A 13,426-nucleotide genomic window follows, 5' to 3' on the forward strand; every position below is an offset into this window, starting at 1 on the left:
TGCAGGGTTCATGCCACGTCCAAGCCTCAATAAACACTGGCCGGCCACCCTTATTAATCGCCACAAGTGCAACACTTTGCTGGTGAAATGTTCGATTCCGGACAATACAAAAATCACCCACAAACACTTATATGTTCAAACAATAAAAGCATAACGAAAGCCCAGCCCTGCGGGCACAGGACGCAACTGTGCAAATCCCAACAGCCCTCCAACAAAAGTTGCGTATTCGACACTGCCCGCGCCTGCATCCCCGTAAGAAGTCGCAAGTTATCGGCTTATTGTTACTTGGTATGGGTCTTGCTCTATCCATTGCCTGTTGAAACAAATCAGCTCGAGCATTCTCGACTTAAGCAACGAGGTATTCACGCGTGACGGTCAACTTACTCTGCACCCGCAGGACGCCACTGGAGATTGCCCGTGACCTGGCGACCGAGTTCGCGCGCACCGCCGTCGACCGCGACGCCAGCGGCGGTACGCCCAAGGCCGAACGCGACAAACTGCGCAGCAGCGGCCTGTTGTCCCTGAGCATCCCCGGGCAATTCGGCGGGCTTGACGCCAACTGGTCGGAAACCTTCGAGGTGGTGCGCGAATTCGCCCGGGTCGACAGCTCCATCGCCCACGTATTCGGCTTTCATCACCTGATGCTCGCCACCGTCCGGTTATTTGCCACGCCCGCACAATGGCAAACCTGGTTCAGCCTGACGGCCAGCAACAACTGGTTCTGGGGCAACACCCTGAACCCCCTGGACACCCGCACGGTGGTCAAGCGCCACACGGGCTGGCGGGAATTCTCGGGACAGAAGAACTTCTGCTCCGGGGCCAACGACTCGGAAATGCTGATCGCCTCGGCCATCGATGAAAGCGCCGGCGGCAAGTTGCTGATCGCGGCGATTCCCAGCGCCCGCAGCGGGATCATCCTGCACAACGACTGGAACAACATGGGCCAGCGCCAGACCGACAGCGGCAGCGTGACCTTCAAGCGCGTGCGCGTGGAAGAGTCCGACCTGTTGCTGGACCCGGGCCCCCTGAGTACTCCGTTCGCCTGCCTGCGCCCGCTGATTGCGCAACTGCACTTCGCGAATATCTTCCTCGGCATCGCCGAAGGCGCGTTCGAAGAAGCGCGCCAATACACCCTGGAAGAAGCCCGCCCGTGGTTCCGTTCCAGCGCCAGCCACAGCACCCAGGACCCTTACATCCTCAGCCACTACGGCGATTTCTGGGTGGCGCTGCAAAGCACCCGCCTGCTGGTGGAGCGCGCAGGCCAGGTGCTGGACGCGGCATGGGCCAAGGGCTCGGCCCTGACCAGCGAGGAACGCGGCGAAACGGCGATTGCCATCGCCACCGCCAAAGTCGCTGCCAGCCGCAATGGCCTGGAGTTGTGTAGCAAGGTCTTCGAGGTCACCGGCGCACGGGCGACCAACGCCTCGGTGGCCCTCGACAGGCACTGGCGCAACTTGCGCACCCAGAGCCTGCATGACCCGCTGGACTACAAACTTCATGAACTGGGCGAGTGGGCACTGAACGGTACCGCGCCCATCCCGACGTTTTATTCCTGATCTTTTATTCAAAGGGATAACCATGCAACTGCTGACCCTACCGCCCTCGCCCGCCCTTGCCACCTCCATCCGCGCCACCGCGCAGGTGTTTGAAGACCCCAGGTCCAAGGCCTTGCTCAAGCATGTGCAACAAGTCGCACCGAGCGAAGCCAGCGTGCTGATCATCGGTGAAACCGGCACCGGCAAAGAGTTGGTCGCACGGCATATCCACAACCTCAGTGGCCGCAAGGAGCAGCCATTCGTGGCGGTGAATTGCGGTGCATTCTCCGAATCACTGGTGGAAGCCGAGCTGTTCGGCCACGAGAAAGGCGCGTTCACCGGTGCCCTCGGTGCCAAGGCCGGCTGGTTTGAAGAAGCCAACGGCGGCACGCTGTTCCTCGATGAAATCGGCGACCTGCCCATGTCGATCCAGGTCAAGCTGCTGCGGGTATTGCAGGAGCGTGAAGTAGTGCGCCTGGGTTCGCGCAAAAGCATTCCGATCAATGTGCGGGTGCTGGCGGCGACCAACGTGCAGCTGGAAAAAGCCATCAACGCCGGGCATTTCCGCGAGGACCTGTTCTACCGCCTGAACGTGGTCAACCTGGAACTCAGCCCGCTGCGGGATCGCCCCGGCGATATCCTGCCGCTGGTGCAGTACTTCATCGACACCTACACCCGCCGCCTCGGCTATGGCGAGATCATCTTGAGCAAGGAAGCCGAGCAACGCCTGGCCACCTACAGTTGGCCGGGGAATATCCGCGAGCTGGAAAACGTCATCCACCACACCCTGCTGATCTGCCGCGACGGCGTGATCCAGGCCGATGACCTGCGCATGTCCAACCTGCGTATCGAACGCCAGGAAGACAGCACCACCGCCCATGACCTGCTCGACCAGGCCTTCCAGCGGCTGTTCGAGGAGCAGATAGAAAACCTCCACGAACAGGTGGAACGCAGCCTGCTCACCGCCGCCTACCGGCTGTGCCAGCACAACCAGGTGCACACCGCCGAGTTGCTGGGGCTGAGCCGCAACGTGACCCGCACCTTGCTGATCAACCTCGGTGAGCTGAAGGTCAACAAGCGCCGCCCGCTGGCCGGTGCCAAGGATGACCGGGTGCTGCACCTCTCGATCTGACCTAACTGCGCGGCGTACCCGGTACGCCGCCTGGTCACACCACCGCTTCATCCAGCGCATCGCTGAACTGGCGACTCCACAACCGCGCATATTGCCCGCCCTGGCGCAGCAACTGTTCGTGGCTGCCGTCCTCGATCACCCGGCCATTGTCGAACACCAGGATCCGGTCCAGGTGGGCCACGGTGGACAGCCGATGCGCGACCACCAGCACGGTCTTGTCTTCCATGATTTCGTCGAGCTTGTCCTGGATAAAGCGCTCGGTGATCGAGTCCAGGCTGGAAGTGGCTTCGTCCATCACCAGGATCGGCGCGTTTTTCAGCAACACCCGGGCAATCGCAATGCGCTGGCGCTGGCCGCCGGACAATTTGACCCCACGCTCGCCCACCAGCGATTCGTAGCCGTGTTCCATGCTGTCGATAAATTCACTGGCGCCGGCGCGGTGGATCGCCTCGGCGACCTCGTCCATCGAGGCATCCAGGCGGCCGTAATGGATATTTTCGCGAATGCTGCGGTGGAACAGGCCGGGCTCCTGGGGAATCAGGCCGATCTGCTGGTGCAGCGAATGCTGGGTCACCTCGCGCACGTCCTTGCCGTCCACCAGCACCTGGCCTTGCTGCACGTCGTAGAGACGCAGGAGCAAGCTCAGCAGGGTCGACTTGCCGGAGCCCGAAGCACCCACCAGGCCGACTTTCTGGCCGGCGGGGATGACGATATTCAGGTGTTCGAAAATCGAACGGTCACCGCCATAGCTGAAGCCGACATCGCGAAACTCGATATCGCCGCGCTTGACCATCAGCGCCTTGGCGCCGGGTTGGTCGATGACTTCATGGGGGCGGATCAGGGTGCGCACACCGTTGGCGATATTGCCGGTGGCTTCGAAGAATTCGAGAAAGCGTCGCGACAGGTTTTCCACATCGCTGATGATCAACAACGAAAGGCTGGTGGACATGACAAACGCAGCAATGTCGATACGGTGGCTGCGCCACAGGTAGAGCGCCAGCAATAACAAGCCGAGCTTAAGCACTACGCCACAGGAAGCCTGGAACCAGCGAATTTTCTCCATATACCCCAGGGATCGGTAGGCAGCCGCCACCTCCTTGTCGAGGAAAGTGCCGAGGTAACTGTGCTCGAACGCATGGCGCGCAAACAGGCGGATATTGGCCAGGTTGGAGACCGCATCCACCACTTTGCCGGTGCTGGTGCTGCGCGCTGCCGAATACTGTTGCGCCAGAGGATGACTGCGGCGTGCGAGGACGTAGCAGATAGCGATAAACGCCACCGACCAACCCGCCATGAACAACGCCAACAACGGCGATGCGGTCCATAGCAAGGCCGTGGCCAGGCTCAGCGTCACCAGCAGCGGGATCAGGTCGAACAACAAGATGCTCAGGGTCTGATTCACGCCCAGGGTAATTTCCGCCACCCGATGCGCCAGTGCCCCGGCGAACTCATTGCTGATGAAACGATGGGAGTGCTGCTGCAGATAGGCGAACACCACATGCGTCACCGTGCGCCGCTGCAACGGCAAGACGTGGATATGGCAGCCTGCCGATGCACGGGTAAACAGTACTTGGCACACCAGTAGCGCGCTTAGCAGTGTCAGTGGCCATTGCAGCACTTCAAAGGCACGCTCCGCTTCCAGCCCGTTGCTCACGGTGCGGGTGATCTGCCCCAGCCCCCAGGGCGTCAGAATCGAACACACCACCGCGGCGATCTGCAGCAGCAGGATAGCCAGGTACCAACCTTTGAAATGCCCGATGAAATGCCGCACAAACGCCGCCGGCGTCGATGGCAAGTGCTGGACATTCCAGGTGCGAAACAATGAAAAAGACGAACTCATGGCCAATGACATTCCTGAATGACGCCTGTGGCCGCGCAGCTTTCAGGCAAAAATGGTGAGTGTGATCGTTCCCACGCTCTGCGTGGGAATGCATCCGGTGACGCTCTGCGTCACGATTTTAAGAGCGGACGCAGAGCGTCCAGAGCGGCATTCCCACGCAGAGCGTGGGAACGATCTCAATAGGCAGCAACTGTGCCCCATGAAACAGACAAACATTCCCCTGTGGCGAGGGAGCTTGCTCCCGCTGGAGTGCGAAGCGCTCCCAGGATTTTGGGGCCGCTGCGCAGCCCAGCGGGAGCAAGCTCCCTCGCCACAGGTTCAGCGTCACTTTTGGGATTGGTAGCGGATTTCCTCCAACTCACGACCGCCCCGAGCAAGGGTGCGGCTTGATTCGGGCTGCGCTATCCATCCTGCATTTTGGTAAAAGCGCACTGCCCGCCGGTTTTCAGCCAGCACCCACAACGTCGCCGTCTCCAGGCCCAGGCTCGCGAGATGCTCCAGCCCCCTGAGCCACAGCGCCCTGCCCACCCCCGTTCCCCAATGCTCGGCCAGCACATACACCGCCTGCACTTCACCGGTTACGCCTGGATCAGCATCCTCATCACGACTCGAGCTGACAACAATCCAGCCCACCACACGCCCCTCGACCTGCGCGACAAACACAGCTTCGCTCCCCTGCTCAATCGACTGCCGCCAAAAGGCTTCACGCCGAGGCTGCGTCGCCTCCAGCGAAGCCAGGTAATCCGCCGGCATCAGTTCACGATAAGCCTGCTGCCAACTGCGAATATGCACCCAGGCAATGTCACCTGCGTCCTCGATACGTGCTGCACGAATCATCCAATTCCCTCTGCGCGTTTTGCATAAATCGCCGAGCCCGCCTGGGGCGACAGCCTGCGATAAACCAGGCCCGACAAGGCACACAGCAATCCGGCACCCGCCATGATCCAGGCGATATCACTCTGCTCGACCGTGGCATGCCCGCGCACGGCCATGATCAAACCGAGCAGCCCCGCCGCGATGCCCACCGATAAACTCAACGTCAACTGAATGGTCATCGCCGACAGGCTGCTGGCGCGGCTGGATTGCTCCGGTGGCACGTCGGCATAGGTCAACGCCCCCAGGGTGCTGAATTGCAGCGAACGAATGATCCCGCTGCCAAATAACACCAGTATTACAATCCAGTAAGGCGTTGATACCTCGAACAGGCTGCACGCCAGGATGGTTGCACCGGTGAGCACCGCATTGCCGATCAAGGTGCGCCGGAAACCGAAGCGGCTGACAATCCGTACTGCCAGCATTTTCATCAGCAACGCCCCCACGCCACCGGCCACGCTCAGCAGCCCCGCCTGCAACGGGTTAAGCCCGAAACACAGCTGGAACAGCAACACCAGCAAAAACGGCTGTGACGCGCTGCCGATGCGCATCAGGTTGCCGCCCCAGAAGCTCACCGCGAAGGTCGGGATTTTCAACAATGAAAAATCGATCAACGGGTACGCCGTCCGCCGTGCATGCAGGACATACAGCCAGGCACTCAACAGCCCGCCGCCAATCAGCAGCAACGCCCACTGGCGCGGCAACAGGCCGTGGCCCAGCACCTCGAAACCGAACACCAGTCCGCCCAATGCCACACCGCTGAGCAACAAGCCGGGAACGTCCAATGGCTGGCCGGGCGTCCCGGAATAGTCCGGGATATAGCGCAGCACCAGGATCACCCCAAGCACGCCGATCGGCAGGTTGATCAGGAAGATCCAATGCCACGACAGCACCGTCACCAACAGCCCGCCCAACGGTGGGCCCAGCAGCGGCCCCACCAGCGCCGCCACCGTCAGGTACGACATGGCACGCAGCAGGTTTTCCCGCGCCGACCAGCGCAGCAGGATCACCTGCCCCACCGGCACCATCATTGCCCCCGAGGCGCCCTGGGCCAAACGCGCCAGGGACAGTTGCAACAGCGAGCCCGAGCAGGCACAGGCCACCGACGCGAGGGTGAACAGCACGATGGCGCTGATAAACACCCGACGCGGCCCGAACCGGTCGGCCGCCCAACCGCTGACCGGCACGAACAGCGCCACCGCCAGCAGGTACAGCGACACCACCAGGTTCATGCGCACGCTGGGCTCGCCGAAATCCTGGGCCATCTGCGGCAGCGCCGTGAGCACCGCCGTGGCGTCGATCAATTCCATGAACAGCGCACAGCCGATGATCATTGGCACCCGGCGCGCGTGCCCGGTGCCCACCTCGCCCAAGGGGTGTGAAAGGTCGAGGGCTTTGTTCAAAACAGCCCCGATGTCGGAGGCGGCGTGCCCTTGAGTTGCCAGGCGCCCACGGCTGCGGCTTTCCAGTGCCGGGGATTGTGGTTGGCCACGGTGCGCGCGTTGCGCCAGTGCCGGTCCAGGTTATGCGCGCGGCCGGTGGTGGAAGCGCCACCCACGTCGAACACCAGCTCGGCAGCCTTGAGCGCCGACTCGGCCGCGATGTATTGCGCCTGGGCCACGTCCACTGCCGCCTGGTCGACGGCCACCGCATCAAGATCCGCAGCCCAGGCGCGGTCAATGGAGTCCGCCGCGTGCAACACCACCGCTTCGGCGGTAAAGGCCCGGGCCGAGACGTCGCCCACGCTCAGTTCCACGTACGGGTCATCCACCGAGCGCGTGGCGCTGCTGTGCTTGATCGGCCGCGCATGCTCCTTGGCAAAGGTCACCGCATCATTCAGCGCATTTCGCGCTATACCGGCCTGCACCGCCGCGAGGAACACTTGCAGGAACGGCGTGACAATCGTGCGCTTGCCTTCCTCAACGGTGCGGGTGCGGATCTCGCTGGCCAACACCTGCACATCATGCAGATGGGTGGTGCCACTGGCGGTCAGGCGCTGGCCCATGGCGTCGAAATCATCCAGCAACTCCAGGCCCTGGCGGTCGCGCGGCAGGATGAACGACACGGGCTGGTCATTCTCGTCCAGGGCGACGGCGCTGACCCAATCGGCATACAACGAACCGGTGCTGTAGTACTTGCTGCCGCAAGCGCGAAAGTGCTCGCCGTCACGCACGATGCGCGCACTGATCGAACCGTTGGCACCGCCGACTTCCCAGCCGGCATTGCCGATCACGGCGCCTTGCAGGTAGCGCCCGAACCAGCGCTCGCGCTCCTCCTCCGCCCCCTCGGCGCGGGACGCCAGCAGGCCTTCGACAAACCCGAAACCGGGGCGCAGCGCCTGGGCCACGTTGGAGTCGGCCGAGGCGATGCGAATCAGCAAGGCAATCACGTCCTTGACCGAACCACCGGCGCCGCCAAACCGCTTGGGAATCCGCACGGTAAACAACCCGGCCTGGGCGATCTGCGCCACGGCCTCATACGGCAGTTGGCGGTCACGCTCACGTTGCGCAGCGCCGGCGGCAATCTGCGGCAGGATGCGGTCGGCGCGGGCGTTCAGTTCGGCCACCGTTACAACCGGCGGCGTGGGTACAGCAGACAACTTGCTCATGGCACTTCCTTGATTCAGGTCTAGATGGCGATTTTCCACAGGCGCGATTCATCAAACAGCCAGCCGGGGTTTTCCGGCTCCAGGGCCGGCACCACCAACTGCTTGCCGCTGCCTGGCAGGCGTGGCACCGCGCCCAGCAGGCGCCGGGTGTATTCGTGCTGGGGCGATTCAAACAACGTCTCGACGCTGGCGCTTTCCACCACCTGGCCGTGGCGCATCACCAACACTTCGTCGCTGACGTGGCGAATCACCCCCAGGTCGTGGGAGATAAACAGGTAGGCCAGGCCCAGCGAGGCTTGCAGGTCGGCCAGCAGATCCAGGACCTGGGCCTGCACCGACACGTCCAGTGCCGACACCGGCTCGTCGCAAATAATCACTTTGGGGTTGCTGGCAATCGCCCGGGCAATCGCCACGCGCTGGCGCTGCCCGCCCGACAGTTGCAACGGTCGGCGCTCGGCCAATTGCGGCGCCAGGCGTACCTGGTCGAGCAACTGTGTCACGCGGGTCGCCTGTTGCTCGGCGTCGATACCGGCAACGTCCAGCGCATCACTGAGGATCTGCCCCACCGTCCAGCGCGGGTCGAACGAACTCAGCGGGTCCTGATAGATCACGCTGATATCCCGGCGATGCACACGGCGGGTCTTTTCCTCGACCCGCTCGGTACCTGCCGCGGCCCATGGCTGGTCGAGAAAACGCACCTCACCGGCATCCGGTTGCAGCAAGCCGAGGGCGATGCGTGCCACGGTGGTTTTGCCGGAGCCGGATTCACCGACGATGCCCAGGGTGCGACCGGCGCGCAGCTCGAAGCTGACGTTATCCACCACCTGGCGCGACTGTTGATCGGGGCCGACATACCGCTTGCCCAGCCCGGAGGCCTTGAGCAACACCGGCGAATCCGCGCCCGGCCGTGGTTGCGCCACAGCGTTGCTGCGCTCCGGCGACAGGCGTGTGCCACGGGCATGTTCGGCGGGCACCGCATCCAGCAGCGAGCGGGTGTAGGCGTGGCGCGGGTTGAGCAGCACCTGATCCATCGGCCCCTGCTCCACCACTTCGCCGTGGCGCAGCACCAGCACCTCATCCGCCAATTGCGCGACCACTGCCAGGTCATGGCTGATGATCAGCAGCGAATCGCCACGGGCCTTGATCTGCTGCAATACCTGCAGGATCTGCGCCTGCACCGTGGCATCCAGCGCCGTGGTCGGTTCATCGGCAATCACCAGGCCGGGGTTCAATGCCAGTGCGCTGGCAATCAGCGCACGCTGGCGCAGGCCGCCGGAGAGTTGATCGGGGCGCTGGCGCGCACGCAGTTGCGGTTCGGGTACGCCCACCAGGTCCAGCAGTTCGATGACGCGTTCGCCACGGCTGCGACGGTCGCCCCAACGATGGGTCTCCAGCACTTCGAGAATTTCCTTGCCCACCGGCCGCAACGGGTCGAGGGACACCAGTGCATCCTGCAACACGAAGCCGATGCCATTGCCACGCAAACGACGCCAGCCGCGTTCCGACAGGCTGAGCAAATCCACACCGTCATAGCTCAAGGTGCGCGCCGTAACCTTCGCGCCCGCACCCGCCAGGCCGATCAGGCTGCGGGCGGTGACGCTTTTACCGGAGCCGGATTCGCCCACCAGCGCCAGGGTCTTGCCAGGCTCCAGGGTGAAAGACAGATTGCGCACCACCGACTGCCCGGCAAACTCGATGGACAGCCCTTCAACGATCAAGCGTTTCTGGTCGCTCATGAAAGACGGCCCTCCAGGCGTTGTTGCAGGTAACGGCCAGTGACCGTGGTCGACAGCGTGGTCAATACGATGAACAGCCCGGGGAAGAACGTCAGCCACCAGGCGTTGGCGATGAAGTCGCGGCCCATGGACAACATGGTCCCCCACTCCGGTGCCGGCGGACGGGCGCCCAGGCCGAGAAAACTCAGGGCCGAGGCCCAGACAATCGCCTGGCCCACGCCCATGGTCAGGGTCACGATCAACGGGCGCATGGCGTTCGGCAGCAACTGGCGCAGGATGATGCGCAGCGGCGGATGCCCGAGGGCGCGGGCGGCTTCGATATAGCCCGCGTTGCGCACCGCCAGCACCTGGCCACGGACCATCCGCGCATAACCCGGCGCACTGCCCAGCCCGGTGGCGACGATCAGCGGGCCGATGCCGCTGCCGAAAATAGCCACGAACAACAGCGCCAGGATCAGGCTCGGAAACGCAAACAGCACTTCCAGCAACCAGCCCACGCCGCGGTCCACCCGCGCGCCGCCCAGCCCGCCCAACAGGCCAAGCACAATGGCGATGGTCATCGCAATCGCCGTGGCTGCCAGGCCGATGAACAACGACTGGCGGGTGCCATGGATCACCCGCGAAAAAATATCCCGCCCCGACTGATCGGTGCCGAACCAGTGGCCCAGGCTCGGCGAATGAAACGCATCGCGGGGCACGATGGCCAGCGGGTCGCTGTAGGCGAACAACTGCGGCACCAGCGCCGCGACGATCACCAGCAACAGAAAGGTAATCGCCAACAGCGGGCCGAGGCGCAGCGTGCGAGTGGTGCGCTGAATCCGCAGCGCGGGCAGCGGTGTTTCCAGGGTCAGGCCACTCATGCTGGAAGCTCCTGTTGGCGAGGGTCGACCCACAGGTACAGCAGGTCGACCAGGATATTGGCGAGCACGTAACCGGCGGCGACCACCAGGCTGATACCGATGGTCAGCGGCAGGTCCTGGGCCTGCACTGCCTGGTACAACTGGCGGCCGAGGCCCTTGCGGGAAAAAATCACTTCGATCACCACGGCGCCGCTGATCAACGCGCCGATGGCCCAGCCCGACAGCGAGATGCCCGGCAACACGGCGTGGCGCAACGCGTGTTTGAAGCGCACGTTGAAGTCACTCAGGCCACGGGTGCGGGCGGTCAGGATGAAGGGTTGGTCGAGGGTCAAATCCAGGGATTCGCGGGTGACCTGGGCGATAAACCCGGCCAGCGGAATCGCCAGGGCGAACGACGGCAACACCAGGGTGCGCCAGCCATCACTGCCTGCCGGCGGGAACAGCCGCAGGCCGAACGCAAACACCGCCAGCAGCAGAATCCCCAGCCAGAAGTGCGGCAGCGCGGCGGCCAGGGTTTCGGCCAACGAGGCCAGGCTGGCAACCCAGCGTCGCCGGCCGGCGGTCAGCACCGTCAGCGCCAGCACCAGGACCCAGGCCAGGGCGAGCGAGGTCAGGGTCAGCTCCAGGGTCGGCCAGGATTGCTCGGCGAGCACTCGGGTCACCGGCAGGTGCTGGGAATAGGAAACCCCCAGGTCACCCTGCACCAGTCGCCCGAGGTACAACGCGTATTGCACCGCCAATGGTTTGTCGAGGCCGTACTCGCGGGTGGCTTCGGCGATGGTCTCGGGGGTGGGGTTGCCGCTCGGGCCGCCGAGGATCGCCTGCACCGGGTCGCCGGGCATCAGGCGCAAGGCAAAGAACGTCAGCGTGGCCACCGCCCAGAGCACCAGCACGCCGCCGGCAAGGCGCCACAGCGCACGTTTGCCGAGCCGGGCCAGGCGCTCGCGCCGTGGGTTGGCAAGTGATGTGTCGCTCATTTGTTCACCCATGCGTCATAGAGATAAGTCACCGCCAGCGACGGCTCCAGCCGCACGCCCTGGGTGGTCTTGTAGATACCCAGCCGCGTGCTTTGCGGGTAGGTGGTCAATTGCAGGTACTGGCTGGAAGCGATTTTCTGCGCCTGGTAATACAGCGCCCGGCGCTGCTCGCTGTCCTGGGTGGTGAGGGCTTGCCGGATCAGCGTGTCGAACGCCGGGTCACTGAAGCCTGCGGTGTTCTGGTGGTAACCACCGACACCCGCCGGGCTGATGAACTCACTGCCGAAGATGATCCGCAGCACGTCGGCGGTGTTGGTGTTCCAGTAGCCGAGGCGAATGTCGTAGTCCCAGTCGGCCTGGCGTTTGGCGGCCTGCACGTCACTCATCTGGTCGACGATCAGCTCGAAGCCGACCTGCCGGGTGGTGGCCTGCACCTGTTCCCACAAGGTGTATTCCGACGGTGGCGTGCGGTTGCCCATCACCACATGGACTTGCAGGCGCTTGCCGTCCTTGGTGCGGTAGCCCTCGCTGTCGCGCTGGGTCCAGCCGGACTGGTCGAGTAACTGCGCAGCCCGGGCCGGGTCGTAATCCTGGGCGTGCTGGAACTCCGGGCTGTAGAAGCGCGTGGCTGGGCTCAGCGGCCCGCCGGCGCGGGGGAATTCGTTGAAGTACACGCTCTTCAACGCGCCCTCGATGTCGGAACTGCGCACAAAGGCTTCGCGCACTCGCACGTCATCGAACGGCGCACGGGTAATGTTCAGCGTGCCGTTGGTGGGGTTGCCGGGGCGTTGGGCGATCACCAGGGTCAGGTCCGGGTTGCGTCGAGCGGCCTCGTGAGATTCCGGCGGCAACGCTTCGATCACGTCGACCTCGCCAGCCTGCAACGAGGCGAAGCGCACGGAAGGTTCCTGGATGAACTTCCAGACGATCCGGTCGAGCCAGGCCGGGCCCTGGTGCTTGGCGGTGGGTGGCGCCCAGTTGTAGTCGGGGTTGCGCACCAGCTCGACCTGGCTTTGCCGGTCCCAGCGCACGACCTTGAACGGGCCGCTGCCGACCGGGCTTTCGCAGTTCACATCGCGCGAGCGCAGCAGGGCTGTGGGGGACTCGATGCCGAGGAAGCCTTGGGCGAGGACTTCAAGAAAGGCCGCGTACGGCGTGGCCAGGTGCACCACTGCGGTGTATTCGTCGAGCACGCCGGTGCTGCGGTATTGGCGGATGTAGCCGCCTGCGGTGCTGGATTGGGTCTTGGGGTTGGCCATGTGGTCGAGGTTGGCCTTGACCGCCGCGGCGTTGAACGGGGTGCCGTCGGTGAAGTGCACGTCGTTGCGCAGGTGGAAGGTGTAGGTCAGGCCGTCGGGGGAGACTTCCCAGGTCTTGGCGAGCCAGGGGCCGATGCGGCCGTCGGCGTCCATCGAGACCAGGGAGTCGAGGTACTGCTGGGCGACGAACACCTGGGGCATGTCGCCGGCCACGTGGGGGTCGAGGCAGGTGGGTTCGCGGTCGGTGGCGTACACGAGGGTGCCGCCCTTTACCGGCTGGTCACTGCGTGTGACGGTGGAGCTGCCTTGGCCACAGCCCAGGAGCAGGCCGCAGAGTGTGGCGGTGCCGATAAGGAGCAACGGGCTGGATCGTCGCGGGTAAGGGGCGGGTTCTTGCATGATGGGTCAGGCCTAAAGTCCGGGAACTGGGTCATTGCACAAGGCATGCCGGGTTTTTGGGCCTGTAAACAGGGGGGATTGGAGGGTTGGGGGATTGCTGAAAACGACAATGTGTGTGGGAAGTGTTGGTCAGGCAACAGCTCGGCCTTGGGGGGGCGTGAGGTTTGAGTACATATCCGTTGCTGCGGTAACGGCCGCTATTGGTTC

General features: G+C 63.8%; 10 protein-coding genes. 2 read left to right on the top strand and 8 right to left on the bottom strand.

The window, feature by feature from the left end; genetic code table 11:
• The first annotated feature begins 368 nt into the window (after positions 1-368).
• On the top strand, positions 369-1,556 hold the full coding sequence (locus HYE77_RS05170; protein WP_003219870.1) for an acyl-CoA dehydrogenase family protein: 1,188 nt from the start codon (positions 369-371) through the stop codon (positions 1,554-1,556).
• A gap of 22 nt (positions 1,557-1,578) precedes the next feature.
• Positions 1,579-2,667 (top strand): sigma-54-dependent Fis family transcriptional regulator, encoded by a 1,089-nt coding sequence (locus HYE77_RS05175; RefSeq protein ID WP_003219869.1) that lies wholly within the window; start codon positions 1,579-1,581, stop codon positions 2,665-2,667.
• Between the two features lie 34 nt (positions 2,668-2,701).
• Here the strand turns inward: HYE77_RS05175 and HYE77_RS05180 are convergent, their stop codons facing one another.
• The 8 genes from HYE77_RS05180 to HYE77_RS05215 form a co-directional block, all read right to left on the bottom strand.
• Positions 2,702-4,507 (bottom strand): ABC transporter ATP-binding protein, encoded by a 1,806-nt coding sequence (locus HYE77_RS05180; protein WP_008431180.1) that lies wholly within the window; start codon positions 4,505-4,507, stop codon positions 2,702-2,704.
• A 324-nt stretch (positions 4,508-4,831) separates the two neighbouring features.
• On the bottom strand, positions 4,832-5,344 hold the full coding sequence (locus HYE77_RS05185) for a GNAT family N-acetyltransferase (protein ID WP_003219864.1): 513 nt from the start codon (positions 5,342-5,344) through the stop codon (positions 4,832-4,834).
• On the bottom strand, positions 5,341-6,783 hold the full coding sequence (locus tag HYE77_RS05190) for an MFS transporter (protein WP_134326160.1): 1,443 nt from the start codon (positions 6,781-6,783) through the stop codon (positions 5,341-5,343). The genes HYE77_RS05185 and HYE77_RS05190 overlap by 4 nt, the downstream gene beginning before the upstream one ends.
• A complete protein-coding gene (locus HYE77_RS05195; RefSeq protein ID WP_008431174.1) occupies positions 6,780-7,988 on the bottom strand; it encodes an acyl-CoA dehydrogenase family protein in 1,209 nt (402 codons plus the stop codon). Before HYE77_RS05195 ends, HYE77_RS05190 begins: the two co-directional genes overlap by 4 nt.
• A 20-nt stretch (positions 7,989-8,008) precedes the next feature.
• Positions 8,009-9,724 carry an ABC transporter ATP-binding protein gene (locus HYE77_RS05200; protein ID WP_177068509.1) on the bottom strand — a complete coding sequence of 572 codons (1,716 nt, stop codon included), beginning with the start codon at positions 9,722-9,724 and terminating at the stop codon, positions 8,009-8,011.
• Positions 9,721-10,584: an ABC transporter permease gene (locus tag HYE77_RS05205; protein WP_177040396.1), complete on the bottom strand. Its 864-nt coding sequence runs from the start codon at positions 10,582-10,584 to the stop codon at positions 9,721-9,723. Before HYE77_RS05205 ends, HYE77_RS05200 begins: the two co-directional genes overlap by 4 nt.
• On the bottom strand, positions 10,581-11,561 hold the full coding sequence (locus HYE77_RS05210; protein WP_003219850.1) for an ABC transporter permease: 981 nt from the start codon (positions 11,559-11,561) through the stop codon (positions 10,581-10,583). The genes HYE77_RS05205 and HYE77_RS05210 overlap by 4 nt, the downstream gene beginning before the upstream one ends.
• Positions 11,558-13,219, bottom strand: coding sequence for an ABC transporter substrate-binding protein (locus HYE77_RS05215; protein ID WP_177068510.1), 1,662 nt, complete (start codon positions 13,217-13,219; stop codon positions 11,558-11,560). The genes HYE77_RS05210 and HYE77_RS05215 overlap by 4 nt, the downstream gene beginning before the upstream one ends.
• Positions 13,220-13,426 lie beyond the last annotated feature (207 nt).

Source organism: Pseudomonas sp. IPO3774, assembly GCF_013386835.1.
Lineage (GTDB): Bacteria > Pseudomonadota > Gammaproteobacteria > Pseudomonadales > Pseudomonadaceae > Aquipseudomonas.

Excerpts from the sequence above, each read along its gene's own strand:
- HYE77_RS05205 (WP_177040396.1), bottom strand. The coding sequence starts at position 10,584 with ATGAGTGGCCTGACCCTGGAAACACCGCTGCCCGCGCTGCGGATTCAG.
- HYE77_RS05180 (WP_008431180.1), bottom strand. The coding sequence starts at position 4,507 with ATGAGTTCGTCTTTTTCATTGTTTCGCACCTGGAATGTCCAGCACTTG.
- HYE77_RS05175 (WP_003219869.1), top strand. The coding sequence starts at position 1,579 with ATGCAACTGCTGACCCTACCGCCCTCGCCCGCCCTTGCCACCTCCATC.
- HYE77_RS05185 (WP_003219864.1), bottom strand. The coding sequence starts at position 5,344 with ATGATTCGTGCAGCACGTATCGAGGACGCAGGTGACATTGCCTGGGTG.
- HYE77_RS05210 (WP_003219850.1), bottom strand. The coding sequence starts at position 11,561 with ATGAGCGACACATCACTTGCCAACCCACGGCGCGAGCGCCTGGCCCGG.
- HYE77_RS05200 (WP_177068509.1), bottom strand. The coding sequence starts at position 9,724 with ATGAGCGACCAGAAACGCTTGATCGTTGAAGGGCTGTCCATCGAGTTT.
- HYE77_RS05195 (WP_008431174.1), bottom strand. The coding sequence starts at position 7,988 with ATGAGCAAGTTGTCTGCTGTACCCACGCCGCCGGTTGTAACGGTGGCC.
- HYE77_RS05215 (WP_177068510.1), bottom strand. The coding sequence starts at position 13,219 with ATGCAAGAACCCGCCCCTTACCCGCGACGATCCAGCCCGTTGCTCCTT.